24 protein-coding genes are annotated in these 22,179 nt (G+C 69.1%); 14 read left to right on the top strand and 10 right to left on the bottom strand.

Going from position 1 to position 22,179, the window contains the following annotated elements:
• Window positions 1-57: 57 nt before the first annotated feature.
• The 6 genes from ACLARN_RS38540 to ACLARN_RS38515 all read left to right on the top strand — a co-directional run bounded on the left by ACLARN_RS38540 (window position 58) and on the right by ACLARN_RS38515 (window position 5,982).
• Window positions 58-1,104, top strand: coding sequence for a sensor histidine kinase (locus ACLARN_RS38540; protein WP_409496417.1), 1,047 nt, complete (start codon window positions 58-60; stop codon window positions 1,102-1,104).
• Complete coding sequence (locus tag ACLARN_RS38535) at window positions 1,101-1,871, top strand: LytR/AlgR family response regulator transcription factor (protein WP_409496416.1); 771 nt, start codon at window positions 1,101-1,103, stop codon at window positions 1,869-1,871. Before ACLARN_RS38540 ends, ACLARN_RS38535 begins: the two co-directional genes overlap by 4 nt.
• Complete coding sequence (locus tag ACLARN_RS38530) at window positions 1,868-2,215, top strand: hypothetical protein (protein ID WP_409496415.1); 348 nt, start codon at window positions 1,868-1,870, stop codon at window positions 2,213-2,215. The genes ACLARN_RS38535 and ACLARN_RS38530 overlap by 4 nt, the downstream gene beginning before the upstream one ends.
• The gene (locus tag ACLARN_RS38525) at window positions 2,215-3,948 is read left to right on the top strand and encodes a cation acetate symporter (protein ID WP_409496414.1); all 1,734 of its coding nucleotides are present in this window, start codon (window positions 2,215-2,217) and stop codon (window positions 3,946-3,948) included. Before ACLARN_RS38530 ends, ACLARN_RS38525 begins: the two co-directional genes overlap by 1 nt.
• Before the next feature lie 67 nt (window positions 3,949-4,015).
• Entirely contained in the window at window positions 4,016-4,357 is a 342-nt protein-coding gene (locus ACLARN_RS38520) for a DUF485 domain-containing protein (protein WP_409496413.1), read from the top strand.
• Window positions 4,354-5,982 carry a cation acetate symporter gene (locus tag ACLARN_RS38515; protein ID WP_409496412.1) on the top strand — a complete coding sequence of 543 codons (1,629 nt, stop codon included), beginning with the start codon at window positions 4,354-4,356 and terminating at the stop codon, window positions 5,980-5,982. The genes ACLARN_RS38520 and ACLARN_RS38515 overlap by 4 nt, the downstream gene beginning before the upstream one ends.
• A 60-nt stretch (window positions 5,983-6,042) precedes the next feature.
• Here the strand turns inward: ACLARN_RS38515 and ACLARN_RS38510 are convergent, their stop codons facing one another.
• The gene (locus ACLARN_RS38510) at window positions 6,043-6,786 is read right to left on the bottom strand and encodes an isocitrate lyase/phosphoenolpyruvate mutase family protein (RefSeq protein ID WP_409496411.1); all 744 of its coding nucleotides are present in this window, start codon (window positions 6,784-6,786) and stop codon (window positions 6,043-6,045) included.
• Complete coding sequence (locus tag ACLARN_RS38505) at window positions 6,783-7,247, bottom strand: carboxymuconolactone decarboxylase family protein (protein ID WP_409496410.1); 465 nt, start codon at window positions 7,245-7,247, stop codon at window positions 6,783-6,785. Before ACLARN_RS38505 ends, ACLARN_RS38510 begins: the two co-directional genes overlap by 4 nt.
• Window positions 7,248-7,293: 46 nt before the next feature.
• On the opposite strand from ACLARN_RS38505, the gene ACLARN_RS38500 reads away from it, so the two are divergent.
• Window positions 7,294-8,673 carry a PLP-dependent aminotransferase family protein gene (locus ACLARN_RS38500; protein WP_409496409.1) on the top strand — a complete coding sequence of 460 codons (1,380 nt, stop codon included), beginning with the start codon at window positions 7,294-7,296 and terminating at the stop codon, window positions 8,671-8,673.
• Window positions 8,674-8,752: 79 nt separating this feature from the next.
• On the opposite strand, the gene ACLARN_RS38495 is transcribed toward ACLARN_RS38500, so the two are convergent.
• Window positions 8,753-9,433, bottom strand: a complete 681-nt coding sequence (locus tag ACLARN_RS38495; RefSeq protein ID WP_409496441.1) for a peptidylprolyl isomerase — start codon at window positions 9,431-9,433, stop codon at window positions 8,753-8,755.
• Between the two features lie 146 nt (window positions 9,434-9,579).
• On the opposite strand from ACLARN_RS38495, the gene ACLARN_RS38490 reads away from it, so the two are divergent.
• Window positions 9,580-10,167 carry a hypothetical protein gene (locus ACLARN_RS38490; protein ID WP_409496408.1) on the top strand — a complete coding sequence of 196 codons (588 nt, stop codon included), beginning with the start codon at window positions 9,580-9,582 and terminating at the stop codon, window positions 10,165-10,167.
• Window positions 10,168-10,256: 89 nt separating this feature from the next.
• Window positions 10,257-10,652 carry a beta/gamma crystallin domain-containing protein gene (locus ACLARN_RS38485; protein WP_409496407.1) on the top strand — a complete coding sequence of 132 codons (396 nt, stop codon included), beginning with the start codon at window positions 10,257-10,259 and terminating at the stop codon, window positions 10,650-10,652.
• Window positions 10,653-10,703: 51 nt separating this feature from the next.
• On the opposite strand, the gene meaB is transcribed toward ACLARN_RS38485, so the two are convergent.
• Entirely contained in the window at window positions 10,704-11,669 is a 966-nt protein-coding gene (gene meaB, locus ACLARN_RS38480) for a methylmalonyl Co-A mutase-associated GTPase MeaB (RefSeq protein ID WP_409496406.1), read from the bottom strand.
• Window positions 11,670-11,674: 5 nt separating this feature from the next.
• Window positions 11,675-12,856, bottom strand: coding sequence for an acetyl-CoA C-acetyltransferase (locus ACLARN_RS38475; RefSeq protein WP_409496405.1), 1,182 nt, complete (start codon window positions 12,854-12,856; stop codon window positions 11,675-11,677).
• Between the two features lie 131 nt (window positions 12,857-12,987).
• Between ACLARN_RS38475 and mce the strand changes: the two genes are divergently transcribed.
• Window positions 12,988-13,431 carry a methylmalonyl-CoA epimerase gene (gene mce / locus ACLARN_RS38470; protein ID WP_409496404.1) on the top strand — a complete coding sequence of 148 codons (444 nt, stop codon included), beginning with the start codon at window positions 12,988-12,990 and terminating at the stop codon, window positions 13,429-13,431.
• Window positions 13,432-13,470: 39 nt separating this feature from the next.
• Here mce and ACLARN_RS38465 read toward each other — a convergent pair whose 3' ends face one another.
• Window positions 13,471-14,049: a TetR/AcrR family transcriptional regulator gene (locus ACLARN_RS38465; RefSeq protein WP_409496403.1), complete on the bottom strand. Its 579-nt coding sequence runs from the start codon at window positions 14,047-14,049 to the stop codon at window positions 13,471-13,473.
• 16 nt (window positions 14,050-14,065) lie between these two features.
• Window positions 14,066-14,434, bottom strand: a complete 369-nt coding sequence (locus ACLARN_RS38460; protein WP_409496402.1) for an SPW repeat protein — start codon at window positions 14,432-14,434, stop codon at window positions 14,066-14,068.
• 203 nt (window positions 14,435-14,637) lie between these two features.
• On the opposite strand from ACLARN_RS38460, the gene ccrA reads away from it, so the two are divergent.
• From ccrA to ACLARN_RS38440, 4 genes are all read left to right on the top strand, one after another.
• Window positions 14,638-15,978, top strand: coding sequence for a crotonyl-CoA carboxylase/reductase (gene ccrA / locus ACLARN_RS38455; RefSeq protein ID WP_409496401.1), 1,341 nt, complete (start codon window positions 14,638-14,640; stop codon window positions 15,976-15,978).
• A 104-nt stretch (window positions 15,979-16,082) separates the two neighbouring features.
• Entirely contained in the window at window positions 16,083-17,192 is a 1,110-nt protein-coding gene (locus tag ACLARN_RS38450) for a chromosome segregation protein (RefSeq protein ID WP_409496440.1), read from the top strand.
• A 104-nt stretch (window positions 17,193-17,296) separates the two neighbouring features.
• Complete coding sequence (locus tag ACLARN_RS38445; protein WP_409496400.1) at window positions 17,297-17,746, top strand: universal stress protein; 450 nt, start codon at window positions 17,297-17,299, stop codon at window positions 17,744-17,746.
• A complete protein-coding gene (locus ACLARN_RS38440; protein WP_409496399.1) occupies window positions 17,746-18,906 on the top strand; it encodes an adenylate cyclase regulatory domain-containing protein in 1,161 nt (386 codons plus the stop codon). Before ACLARN_RS38445 ends, ACLARN_RS38440 begins: the two co-directional genes overlap by 1 nt.
• A gap of 251 nt (window positions 18,907-19,157) precedes the next feature.
• On the opposite strand, the gene ACLARN_RS38435 is transcribed toward ACLARN_RS38440, so the two are convergent.
• Genes ACLARN_RS38435 through ACLARN_RS38425 form a run of 3 tightly spaced genes read right to left on the bottom strand, consistent with a single transcriptional unit; the run spans window position 19,158 to window position 22,133 of the window.
• Window positions 19,158-20,390, bottom strand: coding sequence for an aldehyde dehydrogenase family protein (locus tag ACLARN_RS38435; RefSeq protein WP_409496398.1), 1,233 nt, complete (start codon window positions 20,388-20,390; stop codon window positions 19,158-19,160).
• A 52-nt stretch (window positions 20,391-20,442) separates the two neighbouring features.
• Window positions 20,443-21,156, bottom strand: a complete 714-nt coding sequence (locus ACLARN_RS38430; protein WP_409496397.1) for a M50 family metallopeptidase — start codon at window positions 21,154-21,156, stop codon at window positions 20,443-20,445.
• Between the two features lie 35 nt (window positions 21,157-21,191).
• Window positions 21,192-22,133 (bottom strand): DNA-3-methyladenine glycosylase family protein, encoded by a 942-nt coding sequence (locus tag ACLARN_RS38425; protein ID WP_409496396.1) that lies wholly within the window; start codon window positions 22,131-22,133, stop codon window positions 21,192-21,194.
• Between the last annotated feature and the right edge of the window lie 46 nt (window positions 22,134-22,179).

Genomic DNA, 22,179 nt, shown 5'->3' with positions numbered 1-22,179 from the left:
CGCCGAAACCGCGCTCCGACGTTAGGATCTAGCCCTCGACGTCGCGGAGGAGGCCGGATGACCACCCGTCTGCCCTGGCGTCCCGCCGTGAGCGCGGATCCGGTGCCGGTGCTCGCCGCCGCCCAGCGCGTTTCCGACGATCTCATGGACGGCCTCGCCGGGCCCCGCGTCCGTCACGCGACGCACGGGCTCCGACGGCTGTTCGGCGTCCCCGGTCTCGGGCTCACCGACCTCTCCGGTTCGCTCATCTGGTCCGGCCGCCCGGCAGCCGACGACGTCGTGGTCTCGGCGCTCGACGAGGTCCTCCACTCCGAGACACCGGTGTCCGAACCCGGGCTGCTGGCGCTGCCGCTCCACGTGCACGACGAACTGGCCGGGGTACTCCTGATCACCGAAGGAAAACACACCGTTGCCCGCCAGGCCGCCGAACTCGTCGTCCACGCGCTCGAACGCGGGCGGCTGGAGGCATCCGCCGAGCAGGCCGCGGAGGCCGAACTGCGCGCGCTGCGCGCCGAGATCTCGCCGCATTTCGTCTACAACGCGCTCACCGTGATCTCCTCGCTGGTCCGCTCCGACCCGGACCGCGCCCGCGACCTGATGCTCGACTTCGCCGAGTACACCCGCTACAGCCTCGCGCGGCACGGCGAGTACACGATGGTCGCCGAGGAGTTCCGCGCCATCGAGACGTATTTGGCGCTGCAACGCGCGGTGCTCGGCGAGCGGCTTCGGGTGCAGGTACGGGTGGCGCCGGAGGTGCTGGCCGTCGCGGTGCCGTATCTCGTGCTGGAACCGTTGGTGGAGAACGCGATCCGGCACGGGATCGAGCCGCGCTCCGAGGCTGGGTTCATCCAGGTGCAGGGAATGGCGGAAGGGAACGACTGCGTGATCAGCGTCGAGGACGACGGTCTCGGCATGGACCCCGCGCGGGCGGCGGCGATCCTGGCCGGGCGCGTGGACGACGGCGGTGTCGGACTGGCCAATGTGGACAGAAGGCTGCGCAGCGTCTACGGGCCCTGGTACGGCCTGACGGTCGAGACCGAGGTCGGCGCGGGCACCAGGGTCGTGGTGCGCGTGCCCCGATTCCAGCCGGGGGTGCTGCCGTGACGAACGGACTGCGGGTGCTGGCGGTCGACGACGTCCCGCCCGCCCTCGACGAACTGTGCAGCCTGCTGCGCGAGGCACCGGAAGTCGCCGAGGTGGTCGCGGCCGGTGACGCGCTCAACGCACTGAAGATGTTGCAGGGCAGTCATTTCGACGCCGTCTTCCTCGACATCTCCATGCCCGGCCTCGACGGGCTCGAACTCGCCTCGCTGCTGGCGCGGCTCAACGAACCGCCGGTGATCGTGTTCGTCACCGCGCACGACGGCCACGCCGTCGCCGCGTACGGCATCGGCGCTGTCGACTACCTGCTCAAACCGGTCCGCGCGGAACGGCTGTCCGCCGCACTGTCCAAAGTGGTCCGGATGGCGGGCAACCATGCCGACGAACCGAAACCCGCGCCGGACGCGATGTCGGCGCTGCCGGTGGAATCCGGCGGGCGCACGCGATACGTCCGGCGCGATGACGTTCAGTTCGTCGAGGCGCATGGCGACTACGTCCGGCTGCACACGAAATCCGGCGTCCATGTCACGCGGATGCCCATCTCCCGGCTCGAAGAGTATTGGGAGGGAACGGGTTTCACCCGAGTGCACCGGGGCTTCCTGCTCGCCGTGGACGCGGTTCTCGAACTGCGCAGCGACACCACCGGCGGACTGCTGGCACATACCGAAGCGGGCGATGTCCCGGTGAGCCGTCGTCACGCGCGCGACCTGCGCGACAGGCTCCTCGCCGCCGCGCAACGCGGCGAACTGGGCCGAGGGAGTCGCGCGTGAGCCGCGTCAAACGGGTCGCCGTCACGAGCCCACAGACGCGGCTCGCGCATTCGCGGCGCCGGGCGCGCGGACGCTGGCGTGTCCCCCGGCTGGCGGCGAGCGACGCCGAACGCGCGGACCTGCTCTACCGTGCCCAGCGCCGTCGCGGGCTCCCCGCGCTGGCCGGGATGTTCGGGCTGGTGTTCGGTCTCCCGCTGGTGTTCGGGCTCTTCCCCGGGCTGGATTCGGTCCGGCTGCTGGGTATCCCGCTGTCGTGGCTGATGATCGCGGTCCTCCCGTACCCGGCCATGGCCCTGCTGTCGTGGTGGCAGCTGCGCCGGGCGGAAAAGATCGAGGACGACTAGTGGTCGCGGCTTTCGCGGTGGCTCCCGTCGTGCTGATCACCTTGCTGATCGGGCTGCGCGGTGTCGCCGCCATGCGTACGACGTCGGACTTCCTCGTCGCCTCGCGCCGGATCTCGCCGCTGGTCAACTCCGCCGCGGTCTCGGGCGAATACCTGTCCGCGGCGTCGTTCCTCGGGGTCGCCGGGCTGGTGGTGAAGGACGGCATCGGCGCGCTCTGGTATCCGGTCGGGTTCACCGCGGGATACATCGCGATGCTGGTGCTCGTCGCGGCACCGATGCGGCGCTCCGGCGCGCTCACCGTCCCGGACTTCGCCGAGGCCCGGCTCGCCTCCCCCGCGCTGCGCCGTCTCGCCGCGATCGTGGTCCTCGTGATCGGAACCCTTTACCTGGTACCACAGTTCCGCACCGCGGGGCTCGTGCTGACCGCCGTGGGCGGGACACCGTACTGGGTCGGCGTCGTCATCGCGGGCACCGCCGTCAGCGCGACACTGGCGCTCGGCGGGATGCGCGCGGCGACCTACGTCCAGGCGTTCCAGTTCGTGTTGAAACTGCTGCTGTTCCTCATCCCCGCGATCTGGCTGGTCTCCCAGGTCTCCCCGGAGGAGCGGTCGGCTTCGGTGCATCCGGTGGAATTCACCCACTTCGCGCGTGACACCCAGCTGTCCTTCGAGATCGACGTGACGCTGACCCTGCGCGAGCCGACCACCCTGCTCACCCCGGAAAAGCACGTCGTACCGCCGGGAGAACTGGTGGCCAGGAGCGGGGAAACGCTGGTATTCGCCAACGGCACACCGGTTCCCGCCGTCCGGGGCGGTGCCCCGCTGGGCGGGCCGGACTGGCAGCGGCCGCTGCTGGACCTCGGCGACCACGGCTACCCGCTGCTCGGCACCTGGGCGATCCTGATCGCGACCATGCTCGGCACCATGGGCCTGCCGCATGTCCTGATGCGCTTCCACACCAGCCCGGATGGCCGCGCCGCCCGCCGGACCGCGGCGATCACCGTCGCCCTGCTCGGCGTCTTCTACCTGTTCCCAGGGGTTTACGGCGTCCTCGGCCGGGTGCTGGTGCCCGAACTGTACGTCTCGGGCGCGACGGACACCGTCGTCGTCGCGCTGCCGGCGCAGGTCGACGACGGCTGGGCGGGGTCACTGTTCACCGGGCTGCTGACGGCGGGGGCGTTCGCCGCGTTCCTGGCGACGTCGCTCGGGCTGCTGCTGGTGATCTCCGGCGCGATCGCGCACGACCTGGCGCCCGGTGGCCTGCGGAGACTGCGGTGGTCGGTGCTCGGGGCGGCCGCGGTGATGGTCCTGCTCGCGCTGCCATCGGCCAGATTGGACGCCGGCGTCCTCGTCACCTGGGGCTTCACCGTGGCCGCGTCGACGTTCTGTCCCTTGCTGGTGCTCGGCATCTGGTGGAACCGGCTCACCGCGGCGGGCGCGATCAGCGGTGTCCTCACCGGACTCGTCGCGTCGTCGGGGTCGATCCTGGTGGCCCTGTTCGCCCCCACGCTGAGCGGTCTGCCCGCGATCCTGGTGTCGCAGCCCGCGCCGTGGTCGGTTCCGCTGGCATTCGGCGTAATGATCGTGGTTTCCTTACGGGGCAGGCCTCCGGCCTGGTCAACGGCCGCCATGCTGCGGCTGCATTTGGACGATCGCGAAGCAGAGGCCCCTTCGTCGTGGTCCGAGTACCGTTCGTCGACCGTTCGTCGTCTCGGCAGACGTTTGAACCGCTGAAGGTTCCGGTCCCCCAGCCCTCTCCCTAACGTGTCGCGGAACACATTCGCGGCGCAAGGAGAGCACCATGAGCACCGAAACGGACGCTCCGAGTCCGCCTGAAACGGACTGGGACAAAGCCCACGACAGCCCCGAGTTCAAGGAGCTGCGCAGGCGGCTGCGCCGGTTCGTGTTCCCCGTGTCGGCGCTGTTCCTCGTCTGGTACCTGCTCTACGTGCTGCTCGCCGACTACGCGCACGGCTTCATGAGCACGAAGCTGGTCGGCAACATCAACGTCGGCCTCGTTTTCGGTCTGCTGCAGTTCGTTTCGACCTTCGTGATCACCGGGCTCTACGTCCGCTACGCGAACAAGAAACTCGACCCCATCGCGGAGAAGATCCGCACGGACATCGAGAGTGAGACCAAATGACGCTCGCCGCCGGAGTCGAGGGAAGCAACCCCGCACTCAACATCACCATCTTCGGCCTCTTCGTGGTGGTCACGCTGTTCGTCGTGTTCCGGGCCAGCCGCAACACGAAGACGGCGTCGGACTACTACGCCGCGGGCCGCGCGTTCACCGGTCCGCAGAACGGCGTCGCCATCGCGGGTGACTACCTGTCCGCCGCGTCGTTCCTCGGGATCGCGGGCGCGATCGCCATCTACGGGTACGACGGTTTCCTTTACTCCATCGGCTTCCTGGTGGCTTGGCTGGTGGCGTTGCTGCTGGTCGCGGAGCTGCTGCGCAACACCGGCAAGTTCACCATGGGCGACGTGTTGGCGTTCCGGATGAAGCAGCGCCCGGTCCGCGCCGCCGCGGCGACGTCCACCCTTGCCGTCTCGTTCTTCTACCTGCTGGCGCAGATGGCGGGCGCCGGTGGCCTCGTCGCGCTGCTGCTCGGGATCGAGAGCAAGGCTGGGCAGGCCGCGATCATCGTGATCGTCGGCATCATCATGATCGCCTACGTGCTCATCGGCGGGATGAAGGGCACCACGTGGGTGCAGATCATCAAGGCGGCGCTGCTCATCGTCGGCGCGCTGGCGATGACGCTCTGGGTACTCGGCATGTACGGCTTCAACCTTTCCGCGCTGCTGCAGGGCGCCGTGGACAAGGCGGGCAAGGCCGGGGAAGCGCTGCTCGGCCCGGGTAACCAGTACGGCAAGACCGGTACGACCAAGCTGGACTTCCTGTCGCTGGGCATCGCGCTGGTGCTGGGCACCGCGGGTCTGCCGCACGTGCTGATGCGCTTCTACACCGTGCCGACCGCGAAGGAAGCTCGTCGTTCGGTGGTGTGGGCGATCGGCCTGATCGGTGTGTTCTACCTGTTCACGCTGGTGCTCGGCTACGGCGCGGGCGCGCTGGTCGGCGCGGACAAGATCAAGGCCGCGCCGGGTGGCGTGAACTCGGCGGCGCCGCTGCTGGCGCTGGAACTCGGTGGCCCGATCCTGCTCGGCCTGATCGCGGCGATCGCCTTCGCGACGATCCTCGCGGTGGTCGCGGGCCTGACGATCACGGCGTCGGCGTCGTTCGCCCATGACGTCTACGCCAGCGTGATCAAGAAGGGCAAGGCGTCGCCTGCTTCGGAGGTGAAGGTCGCCCGGATCACCGCGCTGGTGATCGGCGCGGTCGCGATCCTCGGTGGCATCCTCGCCAACGGGCAGAACATCGCCTTCCTGGTGGCGCTGGCGTTCGCGGTGGCGGCGTCGGCGAACCTGCCGACGATCCTGTACTCGCTGTTCTGGAAACGCTTCAACACCCAAGGCGCGCTGTGGAGCATCTACGGCGGCCTCGCGGTCTGCGTCGTCCTGATCGTCTTCTCACCCGCGGTCTCCGGCAAGCCCATCGATCCGAAGACCGGGAAGAGCGCCTCGATGATCCAAGGCGTCGACTTCCACTGGTTCCCGCTCGACAACCCCGGCATCGTCTCGATCCCCGTCGCGTTCTTCCTCGGCTGGCTCGGCACCGTGCTCTCCAAAGAACACAACCAGAAGAAGTACGCCGAGATGGAGGTCCGCTCCCTCACCGGTGTGGGCGCCGAAAAGGCGGTCTCCCACTAAGTCGCCGGGACGGTGCGGCCGGCATCCAACGCCCCCGGCCGCACCGTCCCGGTTCCCATTTCAGTACGGCAGCTTCCCCGCTGCCAGCCCGGCCAGTTTCGCCTCGACGTCGGCGCGAACCGACTTCCACAGCCCGGTGCCCAGCGAGATCCGCGCCACCCCCAGTGCGGCGAGCGCGGAGAGATCGGGGCCTCCCGGCAGCGGCGCGACGTTGACCGCGCCGGGCGCGACCGCCTTCACGAACTCGCCCAGCACCTCCGGCGACTTCACGAAGATCGGGTAGACGCAGTCCGCCCCCGCCTCGAGATACGCGTTGGCCCGCGCGACCGCGTCGCCGAGAACCGCCCGCTCGTCGGACGCGCCGAGGAAGACGTCGACACGCGCGTTGATCACCAGCGCGTCCCCGGCGGCCTTGCGCAGCTGCGCGACCCGTTCCGCCTGCGCCTCCAGCGGGCGGATCCCGCCGTTCGCGTGGTCGGTGTCCTCGTAGTTGCAGCCGACGGCGCCGGCCTCGGCCAGTCTCTCGGCGAGCACCCCCGCTTCGAGGCCGTAGCCGGATTCCGCGTCGACGGTCACCGGCACCGAGACCGCCCGCGCGATCCTCGCGGCCGCGGCGAACATCTCGGCGGCGGGCGCGGCTTCACCGTCCTCGTAGCCGAGCACCTTGGCGATGGCGAAGGAACTCGTTGCCACCACGGGGAATCCGGCCGCCTCCACCAGACGCGCGCTGTCGGCGTCCCACTCGTTGGGCAGAAGCAGCGGTGTGCCCGCGACGTGCAGTTCCCGCAGCCGCGCCGCGGTCATTCGGCGCGCTCGGGCAGCGGCGCGTGGCTGATCACGCACATGCGGTTCCAGCTGTTGATCGCGATGGCCTCCCAGACGATGGTGCGGTACTGCTCCTCGGTGAAGACGCGGGTGGCCTCTTCGTAGACGTCGTCCGGGACCTCGTGCAGGGCCGCCAGGTTCGTGATCGCTTCGGTGAGCGCGAGCGCGGCGCGCTCCTGCTCGGTGAACAGTTCCGTCTCGCGCCAGCCCTGCAGCACGAACAGCCGCCGAGGCGACTCGCCCATCTGCAGCGCGTCGTGCGAGTGCATATCGAGGCAGAACGCGCAGTGGTTGATCTGCGACGACCGCATCTTCACCAGTTCGAGGATCTTCTGGTCGACACCGGCGTTGGCGGCGGCCTTCTCGACTTCGGCCTGCAATTTCGCCATCGCCTGGTAGATCTCGGGCACTCGTTTGCCCACGTGGATTCGTTCGGTCATACGGTCGAATCTAGCGACAACTGGCCCACGAGTATGGTCCAGTCACATGGCAGAATCATGGTCCAGTTCAGGTATGGACGTCCACCTGGACTGGCGTCCCGAAAGCGGCAGGACCGGGCTCGCCGCCGCGATCCGCGCCGCGATCCGGGAAGGCCGCTGGCAGGCGGGCGCGGCCGTGCCGTCCACCCGGGCATTGGCACAGGACCTCGGCGTCGCCAGGGGAACGGTCACCCGCGTCTACTCCGATCTCGCCGCCGAGGGGTACCTGCGGACCGCGCAGGGCGCACCGACCCGCGTCGCGACGGCGGGCGCGCTGCCCGCGTCGCCACCGAGGCCCGTCCCCCGCGACCCGGCGCCACGCTGGGACCTGCGGCCCGGCAGGCCGAACCTGTCCGCGTTCCCCCGGTCGGCCTGGCTCGCGGCGACCCGGCGGGCACTGCACCAGGCGCCGATGTCGGCTTTCGACTACACGGCCGAGTCGGGCGCCGCGGAACTGCGGGAGACGCTCGCCGCGTATCTGGCCAGGAGCCGCGGCGTGGTCGCCGATCCCGAGCGCATCCTGGTGTGCGCCGGGTTCTCGCACGCGATCGCGATCCTGGCACGGGTCCTGCGCGCACGCGGCGCGGAAGAGATCGCGTTCGAGAACCCGTCGCTGGACATCTACCGGAACATCGCCGCGGCGAACGGGGCACGGGTGGTCGGCGTCCCCGTCGACGACCACGGGATCACGGTGTCCGCTTTGGACAGTCCGGCGGTGGTGGTCACCCCGGCCCACCAGTACCCACTGGGCGTCACCCTCGCCGCCGCGCGACGGGCGGAACTCACCCGTTGGGCGGCGGAAACCGGCGCCATCGTCATCGAAGACGACTACGACGGCGAGTTCCGGTTCGACCACCAGCAGGTCGGCGCGTTGCAGGCGCTGGCACCCGAACGGGTCGTGTACGTGGGGACGACGAGCAAGACGCTCGCGCCGTCGCTGCGCCTGGGCTGGATGGTGCTGCCGCGGTTCCTGGTCGAACCGGTGCGCGCGGAGATGTACACGAGTGGGGCGCGGCCCGCCATGCTGGACCAGCTGGCGATGGCCGAACTGATCGAATCGGGCGCCTACGACCAGCACATCCGCCGCTGCCGCACCGAGTACCGCTCCCGGCGCGACCGGCTGCTCGCCGCCCTGCCGGATTCCGTGCTGCCGCAAGGCATCTCGGCGGGGCTGCATCTGGTGCTCCAGTTCCCCGGCGAAGTTCCCGGGGAGATGGAGGTGCTAGCCTCCTGCCGCCGTCGCGCGATCGGGCTCGAAGGGCTCAGCGGCTACTGGATCGGCGAGCCACAGCGCGAAGGGCTCATCATCGGGTACGGCGCCGCCGCGAAACACGCTTTCGGCGGCGCCACCCAAGCCCTGCGCGAAGCCATCTTCGAAGTCACCTGATACCCCGCAATTCGGCACCTAGTTGCGATGGTTCGTGATGTGAACTACCGCAAGCAGGTGCCGAATCGCGACGGGGGGGTCAGCAGTACCAGGGGCGGGCGCGGAGGATGTCGGTCTTCCGGACGGGGGCGCCGTCGACCGGCGCGGGGTTCTCCGGCGTCGGCTTGATGCCGCCCGCGGCGACGTCGTCGAGGGTTTCGAGGCCTTCGTGGCCGACGGTGCCGAAGATCGTGTAGTTCGGGCGCAGCGCGGAGTCGCCGTACACGACGAAGAACTGGCTGCCGTTCGTCGCCGGGCCCGCGTTCGCCATCGCGAGGACGCCGCGCGAGTACACCTTTCGCTCGCCGGTCGGGTCGGTCGGCGCGGGCGGCAGGCCGACGGGCAGTTCGTCCTTGTACTTGTAGCCGGGACCGCCCTCACCGGTGCCGCTCGGGTCGCCGCACTGAAGCACCTTCAACGTCGGGTACGCCGTCAGCCGGTGACACGTCGTGCGGTCGTAGAACCGGTGCATCGCCAGGTGCAGGAAGCTCTGCACCGTGCAGGGCGCCTTCGCCCGATCGAGGGTCAGGTCGATCTTGCCCTGGTTCGTCTTCAGCTGCACCGGCACCTTGCCCCGGTTCGGCGTACGACGGGGGTCCGGCGGCAGCGGAACCGGCCGCGCGGCGGGCTCGTCCGGTGTCTGCGTGTACTGGCAGGGCCCCTTCGTGACCTTCGGCGGAACGGCCTCGGCCGACGCCGTTCCGGTACCGGCCGCGAGCATCAGCCCGGCCCCCAGCACAGCCACAAAGACTTTCGCGATCCTCTGCACGGTTCCTGCCTCCCAGCCGTGGACGAAGAAGAGAGCATAGGGTGAATCCCCACCGCTTACACAGGTCCGGAAGTAGGTCCGCGGTTAGGGTCGAAGTCGTGGAGATCGCCGAACGACACCAATGGCAGCTGAACGCGCTGACCTTCCTGTACGCGTACACGCAGTACGTCCTGGTGCACGAACGCGTCATGGCGGGCCTGCCGCCGGACAAGCCGGCCGAACTCGACAAACCGCGCGTCCTCAAACTCGCCAAGGTCGTCGACGACATGATCCTCGACTTCCGCAAGGAGGACGGCCTGACCGATCTCGAACGCCGCCGGGTCGTCCGGCTCGCCAGGGAGATCAAGTCGCACGTCCGGGACAAGTGGCCGCGCGGTGACGCGTCGCTGACCGAGTGGATCGCCTCGGCCGCGGCGCACTTCTACTGCGAGGAGCATGTCAACAACGGCTACGTCCGGATGGGCCGCGTCTTCGATCCCGACATGGCGGACAGGTTCCTGGAGCGCGTCGAGTTCTGCCGGGGGCAGACCGTCACGATCACGAACTACGCCAACAAGGTCGCCGACGGCGAAGAACTCACCTACGGCGAGGCCAACCAGCTCGAGGTCTGGAAAGAGGACGCCGTCAGCCATTTGGACAATCTCGACAGCGACTTCGGCGACATCAAAATGTACGTCGAATTCTGACCGCTGCACGGATGGACAAACTTGGTTGTCCGTCCTTACCCGTGAAACAGCGGGCAATTGACAACCGTCGCCGGCGATCGGGATGCTCGGTGGTGAAGCTCCTTTTTCGGCTTTCTACCGAAGGAGAACCTGTGATTTCGAGCAAGAAGAAGGATCGGCGCATCCTGGCCGTGGCGGCCGCCGCTGCCGCCACGTTCAGCATGCTCGTGCCGACCGGAACCTCGTTCGCCATCGACCACATTCCTTGCAAGGACGGGGAGAACTACCTGAAGATCTGGTCACACCTCGGCGGGGGAAGCAGTGTCGACTGCTACGCCAACGGCGGGAGGATCAGCTTCGGGGGTTGGTGGATCGACCGGATCTACACCGGCAACAACGACCTGGTGTACTACGACAGCAATGGTTCCGACGTGAGAATCAACCGCTGGACGGATATCAGTTTCCCGAATCGCCCGCCGAAGGTCCGCGTCATCGAAATCCTCTGAATAGCTCGCGGGGCCCTACCGCAAGTAGAGGACTACTTGCGGTAGGACCATTCACGAGCGGAGGTCGGCGATCAGTTCCGCGGCCGCCGCGAACGGGTCGATCTTCCGCGCCACCACGCGTTCGGCCAGGTCGGCGAGCTGGTCGCCGTGCCGCAGGTCGACGATCTCCGCGCGCAGCCGCTGGACGGCGATCGCCTCGACTTCGTCGCGAGCCCGCGCCGCCCGCCGCCGCGGCAGTTCGTCCCGCTGGACCAGCCAGTCGTGATGTTCGCCCAGCGCGCGGACGACGTCATCGACGCCCTCGCCGCGCGAGGCCACCGTTCGCACGATCGGCTGACGCCAGCTCGGACCGCGGATCTCCCGGCGTACCAGGGAGATCATCTGCTTGAGGTCGTGCACGCATCCGTCCGCGCCCTCGCGGTCGGCCTTGTTGACCACGAACACGTCCGCGATCTCCAGCACCCCGGCCTTGGCCGCCTGGATACCGTCGCCCATCCCGGGCGCGAGCAGGACCACCGTGGTGTCGGCCAGTTTCACGACGTCCACTTCGGACTGACCGACGCCGACGGTCTCGATCAGCACGACGTCGAACCCGGCCGCGTCGAGGACGCGGACCGCCTGCGGGGTCGCCCACGACAGCCCGCCGAGATGCCCGCGGGTGGCCATCGAGCGGATGAACACACCGGGATCGGTGGCGTGCTCGGTCATCCGGATCCGGTCGCCGAGCAGCGCCCCACCGGAGAACGGCGACGACGGGTCGATCGCCAGCACGCCGACCCGCAGGCCCTGCGCCCGCAAGGCCGTGAGCAGTGCGGACGTCGATGTCGACTTGCCGACACCGGGCGGTCCGGTCAGCCCGATGACGCGCGCGTTGCCGGTGTGCGGCGTCAGTTTCGCCGCGACCTCGGGCAACCGCGGATGGGCGTCCTCGACCAGCGACAGCAACCGGGCGATCGCGCGGGGAACGCCGTCCCGCGCGCGACCGACCAGTTCGTCGATGTTCAGATTTACCGGCAAGGGCTTTACGGAACGCGAAGCAGCAGCGCGTCGCCCTGGCCGCCGCCACCGCAGAGGGCGGCCGCGCCGAGGCCGCCGCCGCGACGGCGGAGCTCGTGGATCAGGTGCACGGCCAGCCGCGCGCCGGAAGCGCCGATCGGGTGGCCGAGAGCGATGGCGCCGCCGTCGACGTTGACCTTGTCGATGCCGACGCCGAGCTTGTCGCTGGAGACCAGGCCGACGGCGGCGAACGCCTCGTTGATCTCGATGAGGTCGAGCGCGTCCGCGGTCAGCTTCTCCTTGGCCAGTGCGGCCAGGATCGCGTTCGACGGCTGCTCGTGCAGGCTGGCGTCCGGGCCGGAGACCACGCCGTGCGCGCCGATCTCGGCGAGCGCGGTGAGGCCCAGTTCCTCGGCCTTGGCCTTGCTGGCCACGACGACCGCGGCCGCGCCGTCGGAGATCTGCGACGCCGAACCGGCGGTGATCGTGCCGTCGGAGGCGAACGCCGGACGCAGCTTCGCGAGGCTCTCGGCGGTGGTGTCGGCGCGGACGCCTTCGTCCTTGGAGAAGACCACCGGGTCACCCTTGCGCTGCGGGATCGACACCGGCGCGATTTCGACGTTGAAGCGACCCTCCGCGATGGCGGCGGCGGCGCGCTGGTGCGAACGCGCGGAGAACTCGTCCTGCTGCTCACGGGTGATTCCGTAGCGGGTGTTGTATTTCTCCGTCGAGGCGCCCATCGCGACCTGGTCGAAGGCGCAGAAGAGGCCGTCGTAAGCCATGTGGTCGACGAGCGTGGTGTCGCCGTACTTGAAGCCGGCGCGCGACTTCGGCAGCAGATGCGGCGCCTGGGTCATCGACTCCTGGCCGCCCGCGACGATCAGGTCGAACTCACCCGCGCGGATGAGCTGGTCGGCGAGCGCGATGGCGTCGAGACCGGAGAGGCAGACCTTGTTGATGGTCAGCGCCGGGACGGTCATCGGGATGCCGGCGGCGACCGCGGCCTGGCGGGCCGGGATCTGACCGGCGCCGGCGGTGAGCACCTGGCCCATGATCGTGTACTGGATCGCGTCCGGTGAGACACCGGCCTGTTCGAGCGCCGCCTTGATCGCGAATCCGCCCAGTTGAGCACCCGAGAAGTCCTTCAGGGAACCGAGCAATCGCCCGATCGGTGTACGGGCGGCACCCAGGATCACGGAACCGGACACGGCGTCCTCCAAGCATCGGCGCAAGGGCAAAGGCGGTCTTCGCGACCATACCCGGGGCACGGGCCTCTTGATGGAGCCAGTGTGAGGCGGCGCACGCCGGTTCGCCCGCTCGCGGACCTATCCTGCTCTGCATGAACCAGGCGCTGAAACCGTTCGTGACCGCCATCGACCACGTCGGCATCGCGGTACCCGACCTCGACGCCGCGATCGCCTTCCACGCCGAGCATTTCGGCCTGGAGGTGGCGCACGAGGAGGTCAACGAGGAGCAGGGCGTCCGCGAGGCGATGCTGCGCGCACCGGGCGCCGCCGGGACCGAGACCGCGATCCAGCTCCTCGCGCCGCTGCGTGACGACTCGGCGATCGGCAAGTTCCTCGCGAAGAGCGGCCCCGGCTTGCAGCAGCTGGCGTATCGAGTGTCCGATGTGGACGCCGCCGCGGCCGCGCTGCGCGCGCAGGGACTCCGGCTGCTCTACGACGAGGCGAAGCGCGGCACGTCCAACAGCCGGGTGAACTTCGTCCACCCCAAGGACGCCGGCGGCGTACTCGTCGAGTTGGTCGAACCCGCGAAGAGCTGAACGGGACCATCCCCGCATGCGACGCGGTGAAGGACGCTTTCAGCTCCCGTCAGCGCGCGACCTAGAACACAGCGCCTCGGCGATGAAGGCGACCTCGCGGTCGATCTCGGCGGGGTCCCCGTCTTCGTTGTGCCGCGCCGTCGCGTGGCGATGGCTGACCGCCCGCGCGAGCAGCCCGGACGCCGAGTCGACGTCGGCGATCGCGAGTTTGCCGCCGGTCGCGGCGACGATCACCGCCTTCACCTGGCGGACGAGCTGCTGGAACCGTTCGGCCAGCGCGTCGCGGACCGCGCGATGCGTGTCGGCCTCGCGCCACAACAGGTGTGACAGGGCCAGCGACCGGTTGAACCGCCGGTCGAGTTCGCCGACGAGGCCGCGCAGGCTGCCCGCGAGGTCGCCGGGGACCACCACGACGGCCGGTTCGATCCGGGCGTCCGGCAGTTCGGCGACCAGGGCGGCCAGCAGGTCCGACTTACGCCGGAAGTAGTAGTGCACCAGGCCTTTGGGCACACCTGCCTGTTCGGCGATCCGGGACGTGGGGGTGGCGTCGAAACCGGATTCGGCGAAAAGCGCCTCCGCTGCCCGCAGGATGCGCTGTTTCGCCGAATCCTCTTTCACGTGGTCTCCTTGCGCGTCAGTGCTGCCCCGCCGTCTTGTGTGTCGCCTGGGCGATCGGCATCGCCGCCGCCCCGGCCACCACGGTCAGGACGCCGCCGATCCAGGCGGTCCAGGACGCGCCCATGAAGTCGGCGTAGCCCATCACCCATGGCGAAATGAACAGCAGCGCGCCCAGGACGATCTGGACGCCTTCGCCGTAAACCATGCCAGGCATCGCAAGCGACGCGAGGCCGTCGAGGGCGATCAGCACGCCGAGGACGACGAGCGTCCACATCGCGGTGTTGTCCGTGGTCATCCAGAGGGGTGAAAGCGCGACCACGACACCGATGGCCACCTCCGCCCAGTCATGGGGACGGCTCCAAGGGCGCGTCGTGGGTTCATTCATGCGTGCTCACCTCCGAAAATCGGCTGAACCTGCAGGTCGGAGAGATCTCCACCGCCCATGCTCCGCTTGATTGGCCGGCCGGTCAAGACCGGTCGGTAACACTTCGGGATGTGTACGTGCTCCACGTCTCGTACAGTTGTGGACCGGGTTACCCGTGAGTAATTTGTTGCGCCTACGCCGTCACCCCAATCGCGGAGGTTCCGATGACGCAGCTCGGCGAAATCCAGCAGGCCATTCTGAACGATGACCTCGGCGCCGTGGCGTCGCTCGACGTGCCGGAGACTTACCGCGGCGTCACCGTGCACAAGGACGAGGCCGACATGTTCCAGGGCCTCGAAAGCCGGGACAAGGATCCGCGCAAGTCGCTGCACGTGGACGACGTCCCCACGCCCGAACTGGGCCCGGGCGAGGCGCTGGTCGCGGTCATGGCGAGCGCGATCAACTACAACACCGTCTGGACCTCGATCTTCGAGCCGGTCTCGACCTTCAAGTTCCTGGAGCGCTACGGGCGGCTCTCGCCGCTGTCGAAGCGCCACGACCTGCCGTATCACGTCGTCGGCTCGGACCTGTCCGGCGTCGTGCTGCGCACAGGCGCCGGCGTGCACAACTGGAAGCCGGGCGACGAGGTCGTCGCGCACTGCCTCAACGTGGAACTCGAGGGTCCGGACGGGCACAACGACACGATGCTCGACACCGAGCAGCGGATCTGGGGCTTCGAAACGAACTTCGGCGGACTCGCCGAGATCGCGCTGGTCAAGGCGAACCAGCTGATGCCGAAGCCGGACCACCTCACCTGGGAAGAGGCCGCGTCCCCCGGTCTGGTGAATTCCACGGCCTACCGCCAGCTCGTTTCGCGCAACGGCGCCGACATGAAGCAGGGCGACGTCGTGCTGATCTGGGGCGCTTCGGGCGGTCTCGGCTCCTACGCGACGCAGTACGCGCTCAACGGCGGCGCGATCCCGGTGTGCGTGGTCTCCAGCCCCGAGAAGGCGGAGATCTGCCGCAAGCTCGGCGCGGAGCTGATCATCGACCGCAACGCCGAGGGCTACAAGTTCTGGAAGGACGAGAACAACCAGGACCCGAAGGAGTGGCAGCGGTTCGGCAAGAAGATCCGCGAGCTGACCGGCGGCGAGGACCCGGACATCGTCTTCGAGCACCCCGGCCGCGAAACCTTCGGCGCTTCGGTCTACGCCGCGCGCAAGGGCGGGACGATCGTCACGTGCGCTTCGACGTCCGGGTTCATGCACCAGTACGACAACCGCTATCTGTGGATGAACCTGAAGCGGATCATCGGCAGCCACTTCGCCAACTACCGCGAATCGTGGGAGGCGAACCGGCTGATCTCGAAAGGTCTGGTCCACCCGACGCTGTCGAAGACCTACGCGCTGGAAGACACCGGCCAGGCCGCGCTTGACGTGCACCGCAACGCTCACCAGGGCAAGGTCGGCGTGCTCGCCCTTGCGCCGGAAGAAGGTCTGGGCGTCCGGAACCACGAATTGCGGGCGAAGCACATCGACGGGATCAACGCGTTCAGGAACGTTTAGCGCGCCAGAACGCACTTTCGCCGCGCGTTGCGTGGGTGCTCACCCTTCCGTGACTCCAGCTCGACTACGGTAGAAGGATGAGCCTTGGCGAGGAACGGGAGCTAGTGCCGCTGGGAGCCGGCTTCGACGTGGCGAAGCGCGGTTACAGCCGTGCGCAGGTCGACGAACATCTGGAACGGCTGGACGCCGATCTGAAGATGCTCACCGCCGATCGCGATGCCGCCATCGGACAGGCGGGCGACCTGGCACGGCAGCTGGAGACCGCGCGCGGCGAGATCGCGGACCTGCGCGGTCAGGTCGACAGGCTGGCCCAGCCGCCGACGAGCGTCGAAGGCCTTTCCGAGCGCTTGCAGCGCATGCTGCGGCTCGCGCAGGACGAGTCCGCCGACACCAAAGCGCGCGCGGAAGCCGAAGCCGGGCACATCCGTGCCAAGGCGGAGACCGACGCGAGCGCCATGCGTGCCCGCTACGAGCAGCTGCTCAACGAGCTCGACCTCCGCCGCAAGGAGATGGAGGCCGAGCACCGCCGTGTGCTCGAGACCGCGCGCGCCGAGGCGAAGGACATCACCGACAAGGCGAAGGCCGAGCGAGACAAGCTCGACGCCGAGTCGCAGCAACGCCGCACGCAGGTCGAAGAGGACTTCGAAATCGCGATGGCGTCGCGGCGCACCGAAGCCATGCACGCGCTGGCCGAGCAGGAGGCCGCGAGCAAGGCCGAGGCCGCCCGCCGCGTCCGCGAGGCCACCGAGGACGCCGCCGCCATCCGCGCGAAGGTGCTCGATGAGGAGACAGCGGCCAAGGCCGACATCGAGCGCCGTCAGCGGGAGTCCGTCGCGGACGCCAACAAGCGCAAGCAGGACTCGATCACCGAGGCCAACGCCCGGCTCGCCGAGGCGGCCGACGAGGCTCGCCGCCGCGTCCGGCAGGCCACCGAGGAGTCCAACCGGCGCATCACGCAGGCCACCGAACGGGTCGAAGCACTCCGCAAGGTGCGCTCCAGCCTTGCCGAGCAGGTCCGCACCGCGCGGACCGCGCTCGCCGAGGCGACGCACGTGCTCGGCGACGAACCGCACGTCCCGGCGGATCTCAAGGCGAAGCCGTCGCCCGACTCGGAAGCCACCGTGCAGATCCGGACAGCCGATGTGCCGAAGGCCACATCCGGCGCGAAGCCTTCACCTCGACCTGCGGCAGCGCAGAAACCGACTGGCGAGTAACCTTCTCATCCGACCGAGCTCACGACACCCTGCGGGACCGTCGGCGAGCGGTTATCGTCGCTGCTCGCACGCGGGTGCGGCAGACAGATCGGTGGAGGTTGCGGATGGCTGCATATCGGACCGTGGTCGTGGGCACGGACGGCTCGGATTCCTCGTTCGCCGCGGTAGACCGGGCGGCGGGCGTCGCCGGGGACTCCGGAGCGACCCTGGTCGTCGTGTGCGCCTACTACCCCGCCAACAAGGGTGACGTGGAGAAGGCACAGGACGTCCTCGGCGACGAGGCGTACCAGGTCGTGGGCTCGGCACCGGCCGAGGACACCCTGCTGTCTGCCCGTGACCGGGCCGCCAAGGCCGGCGCGAAGAACATCGAGACCACCGCCGTCGTCGGCGACCCCGTCGACGCGCTGCGCAAGGTCGTCGCGGACCGTTCCGCGGACCTGCTGGTGGTCGGCAACCGCGGACTGAACACCCTCGCGGGCCGCATCCTCGGTTCCGTGCCGTCCGAGGTGGCGCGGAAGTCCGGGGTGGACGTGCTCATCGTTCACACCACGTAGTGGCCGATTCCGGCGAGCCCGCGCCCGACGCGCTTCAGCAGCGTCTCGAACGGATCCTGCTCGGCGGCAGACGCAAGTACACCCGGCTCGAAGTCGCCGAGAAGGCGGGCGTTCCCGAAGAGCGTTCTCGGCGGCTTTGGCGTGCGCTGGGCTTCGCGACCGTCGATGACGACGAGGTCGTCTTCACCGACGCCGATATCGACGCTATCCGCACCGCGGACCAGCTGATGAACTCGGGCCTGATCGACCCTGGCATCGAGCTGGCGGTGACGCGCGCGCTGGGCCAGCACCTTTCGCGGCTCGCGGAATGGCAGGTCCACATGCTGTGGACGATGATCACCGAGAACAAGGACGTCGGCACCAGCGAACGCCAGATCGCGCGACTCGTCGACAGGTTGCTCCCCGAGCTGGAGAAAGTGCAGAACTTCGTCTGGCGACGGCACCTCGCGGCCTACGCCGGGCGGGCGTTCGCGTCCCCGGACGAGGATTTGGAGGCCAGGACCGAGGTCGTCGGATTCGTCGACATGGTCGGCTACACCCGCCTGACCAGGCAGATCGGCGAAGACGAGCTGAGCGCCGTCCTCGACCGGTTCGAATCCGTCGCCACCGAGGTCGTCGCCGAGCACCACGGCCGGATCGTGAAGATGATCGGCGACGAGGTGCTGTTCGTCGCCGATTCCGCCGTCGACGGCGCCGAGATCGCGCTCGCGCTGTCCGAACGCGCCGACGCCGACGAAACCCTGCCCGCCGTGCGCGCCGGCCTGGCGTCGGGCCGGATCCTCCTCCGGTTCGGCGACGTCTACGGCTCGGTCGTGAACCTCGCCGCCCGCCTCACCTCGACCGCGCGGCCGGGCACCATCCTGGTGGACAAGGAACTCGCCACCGAACTCCTCGAGTTCCCGGAGTACGAGGTGCGGACCCGGAGGCCCGTTTCGGTGCGGGGGTACAACCGGCTGCGGCCTTCGTCCTTGCGGCGGGCGCGGGATCGGCCTTCGGGCATGTTCGCCACTTCGCAGCAGCTCGCCGCGGAGATGCTGGGGCTGGCGCCCGGGGTCGCTCCGGATTCAGAACCGGCAGCCGTCGCCGATGAGGTCGAGGACGCTACGGCGGACTCGTTGCCGCCCCGACCTCGGTCTCGGTCGAAGCGCCGACGGCGCTGACCCCTGTTGGTGAGAGCAAGGGACCTTTGCTATCGCGCCCGCTTCGGGTTGGCAGGCTGTGTGGAAATAGGGACGTTGAGTGTCCCTATTTCCACACAGCTCCGCCCTCCGACGCGGCGGGGTCGAACTCAGCGTCGCTCGTAACCAGGACTGTGTGGATTTTGGGACATCTGACGTCCCAAAATCCACACGGCCAGGTCGCCAGACCCCGTCGCGGGAGCAAGGGACCATCCGCGAAGGAGCGCCCGCGGTCAGGCGGGCAGGACGGCGTACTGCCGCACGTAGAGGTCGGTGTAGGTGACCGGGCCGCGCGGGCCCGGGACCTTGTCCAGGTTGATGCCGGTCTCGGGGACGGCCAGGAGCTTGAAGCCGTCGAGCAGCCGGGTGGGGGCGTTCCAGAAGACGCCGGTGCCGGTGTAGGCGTCGAAGAACGCGTCGGCGGCTTCGCTGCTTTCGGTGGCGATGCCTGCGGCCAGGCCTGAGGTCTGCTCGTTCGCGATCTCCGCTGCCTCGGGCAGGCTCGCGACCTTCGCGACAGTGACGGTGGCTTCGCGATCGGAGTCGAGCGCCCATTCGTAGCCGATGGCGTGGTCGTGCGGGGCGAGCGACGGCGTGACACCGCGTTCGGCCAGCGCGCCGGAGATGCCGGGCCAGACGCGGTCGTGGGCGCCCTCGTGGATCAGCAGCAGGTTCAGCCGGTTGCAGACGCCGAGCCGGTCGAGGCTGTTGAAGACCAGGTCGCGCGCCTTGTCGGTGTCGACGGCCTCGTCGATGTACAGCACGCCGCCGCCGTCGGCGTGGGCCAGCGTGCGGACGCCGTGGACGGCCGCCTCGGTGGCGAGCGCCCGGGTGCTGTCACCGCTGCCGCGCAGGATGACCAGCGGCACGAGCGCGGGGAAACGCACCAGCGCGGAAGCCGCTTCGCGTTCGGCGCGCGGCACGAGCTGGATGACGTCCGGGTCGATGCCCGCCTCGGCGAGCGCGGGCGCGATCACGGTCTCGCGCAGGCGCTGGGCCGAGCCGAGCGCGGCGGAACCCGTGCGGAGCACACCACCGTTACGCGACTTCACCAGCTGCGAGGCGACGTCGACCGTGACGTTCGGGCGCGCCTCGTAGTTCGCGCCGATCACGCCGACCGGACGGCGGCGTTCCACCAGCCGCAACCCTCCGTCCAAAGTGGACACGTCGACGGAGCGTTCCTGGTGCGGCGCACCGGCAAGCAGACGGAGCTGCTCGGCCATGCCGGTCAGCCGCTCGGGTGTGATGGTGAGCCGGTCAAGGAGCCCGGCGCTCATCCCGTCCTCGCGTGCCTTGGCGATGTCGGCCTGGTTCGCCTCCAGCACCGCGTCGGCGTGCTCGACCAGCTTGCCCGCCATGGCGTTCAGCGCGGCGTCGATCGCCTCCGCGGAGGCTGCGGCCAGTGACGGCGCGGCCCGTTTCGCCGATCGAGCGCATTCCTCGACGGCCTTGGCGACCTCGTCCATCTGCTGACTCCTTCCACGCGGAACGAGCCATCAGTCTGCCGTACCACCCCGGTCAGGCGACGGTCGGCTCCAGCAGCCACAACCCGCCCGCGAAGAGACAGCTCACCGTCAGCACGGCCATCACCAGCACCCACAGCACCGCGGGCATCCCGGTGAGCCTGCCGAGCTGATCGGCGTCGGAATCCCTCGCCGAGCCCCGTCGCCGCTTGATCTGCAGCTCGATCACCGGCCGGACGCCGCCGAACAGGAGGAACCAGGTCAGCAGGTAGACGAAGATCGCCTGGAACCACGACGGCGCCACCAACGCGACCAGCCCGAGCACCACCGAGCTGGCGATCACGGTGAACACGCCGTAGGTGTTGCGCACCATCACCAGCACACCCAGCAGCATCAGGGCCATCACGATCAGCACGACGGTGATCAGATCCGACGAGAGGAACCCGGCGAACACCAGTCCGAGCACCGCGGCCGCCGGATACCCGGCCAGCGCGGTGAACGCCATCCCCGGCCCCTCCGGTTTCCCGCGCGAGACGGTGACGCCTGAGGTGTCCGAGTGCAGCTTGATGCCCTGCAGCCGACGGCCGACCAGCACGGCAGCCAGCGCGTGGCCCGCCTCGTGGACGAGCGTGATCAGGTTGCGGGCGATCCGCCATGGCCTGCCCGACAGCACCACGAGCAGTGCGAGACCACCGGTGACCAGGGTGATCGTGCCGGGCGGGGTGGACTGGGCGATGTCGGAAACCGTTTCGGCGGGAGACGAGCTCACCGCACCAGCTCACCACAAGCCGGATACGTCCCGTGTCAGGCGGTCATCGAACCCCCGATCTCGCGCGTGCGAAACTCCCGGTCGTTCCGCAGGGCGAAGGCCACCCAGCTGCGGAACGGCCGCCACACCGCGGACAGTTCCTCCAGTTCCTCGGGCGGCGCCAGCGGGAGGTCGTACGCGACCCGCATGGCCTCCTGCAACCGAGGCTCGTCCCCGGGGAAGACGTCCGGGTGCCCGGCGCCGCGGATCAGGATCAGCTGCGCCGAGAACGGCCCGATCCCCGGCAGCAGCTGTAGCCAGCGCAACGCGTCCGGGACCGGCATCGCACGCAGGTACGCGGCGTCGAGCAGTCCGTCCTTGGCGGCGTTGGCCACCGCGCGCAACCGCTCGGCCTTCACCTCCGGTAGACCGCGCACGGCTTCCGGCCCGGCCAAGACGTCCGGCGCGGGGAACGACATGAGGATCTTCCCGCCGACGTCCACCGGCCGGCCGAAATCCTCGGCGAGCCGTCGTTTCACCGTGGCGGCCTGCGACATCCGGGTCCGGTGACTCAGGATCGCCCAGCAGGCCGCTTCGTAGGGCGAATGGAACAGCACGGGCCGCAGACCGGGGAACGCCTGCTGAAGGCGGCGCACCACGGGATCGGCGGTGCCGACCTTCGCGAAACCGACGCCGTCGACGTCCACCGAAAGGATCCGCCGCACCTGGGCGCCGACCTCGACGGCGAGCCCTTCGTCGGCGAAGACCTCCACCTCGATCGTGCCGGGCGATCTCTGTCTGACGGCCGCACCGACGTGCTCCCAGCCCGCTTCGGCGGGGAAGGCGAGGCGCAGGGTGCCGGGTTCGACGTCGGCGTCCGTGCGGCACGCGGGCGGGAAATCGGTCAGGAACCGGATGGACTTGTCGAGGTCGAACGGGCCGCGCACCGGGATGCGAAGCGTGGTCGTGGCGGTGTGCTGCAAGATCGAGCCGGTCATTTTCGGGCTCCTTCGGCTGGGGAACGGCGACTCCCTCCGACGTTAG

This window comes from Amycolatopsis sp. cmx-11-12 (assembly GCF_046269425.1).
GTDB lineage: Bacteria > Actinomycetota > Actinomycetes > Mycobacteriales > Pseudonocardiaceae > Amycolatopsis.
Note: the sequence above shows the minus strand (reverse complement) of the source record. Positions and strands in the feature narration are given on the sequence as shown.

What these genes read in the sequence shown, in the direction of transcription:
- ACLARN_RS38445 (WP_409496400.1), top strand. Translation starts at nt 17,297, where the DNA reads ATGGCTGCATATCGGACCGTGGTCGTGGGCACGGACGGCTCGGATTCC.
- ACLARN_RS38435 (WP_409496398.1), bottom strand. Translation starts at nt 20,390, where the DNA reads ATGGACGAGGTCGCCAAGGCCGTCGAGGAATGCGCTCGATCGGCGAAA.
- ACLARN_RS38520 (WP_409496413.1), top strand. Translation starts at nt 4,016, where the DNA reads ATGAGCACCGAAACGGACGCTCCGAGTCCGCCTGAAACGGACTGGGAC.
- mce (WP_409496404.1), top strand. Translation starts at nt 12,988, where the DNA reads ATGAACCAGGCGCTGAAACCGTTCGTGACCGCCATCGACCACGTCGGC.
- ACLARN_RS38495 (WP_409496441.1), bottom strand. Translation starts at nt 9,433, where the DNA reads ATGCTCGCGGCCGGTACCGGAACGGCGTCGGCCGAGGCCGTTCCGCCG.
- ACLARN_RS38515 (WP_409496412.1), top strand. Translation starts at nt 4,354, where the DNA reads ATGACGCTCGCCGCCGGAGTCGAGGGAAGCAACCCCGCACTCAACATC.
- ACLARN_RS38425 (WP_409496396.1), bottom strand. Translation starts at nt 22,133, where the DNA reads ATGACCGGCTCGATCTTGCAGCACACCGCCACGACCACGCTTCGCATC.
- ccrA (WP_409496401.1), top strand. Translation starts at nt 14,638, where the DNA reads ATGACGCAGCTCGGCGAAATCCAGCAGGCCATTCTGAACGATGACCTC.
- ACLARN_RS38500 (WP_409496409.1), top strand. Translation starts at nt 7,294, where the DNA reads ATGGCAGAATCATGGTCCAGTTCAGGTATGGACGTCCACCTGGACTGG.
- ACLARN_RS38510 (WP_409496411.1), bottom strand. Translation starts at nt 6,786, where the DNA reads ATGACCGCGGCGCGGCTGCGGGAACTGCACGTCGCGGGCACACCGCTG.
- ACLARN_RS38460 (WP_409496402.1), bottom strand. Translation starts at nt 14,434, where the DNA reads ATGAATGAACCCACGACGCGCCCTTGGAGCCGTCCCCATGACTGGGCG.
- ACLARN_RS38540 (WP_409496417.1), top strand. Translation starts at nt 58, where the DNA reads ATGACCACCCGTCTGCCCTGGCGTCCCGCCGTGAGCGCGGATCCGGTG.
- ACLARN_RS38505 (WP_409496410.1), bottom strand. Translation starts at nt 7,247, where the DNA reads ATGACCGAACGAATCCACGTGGGCAAACGAGTGCCCGAGATCTACCAG.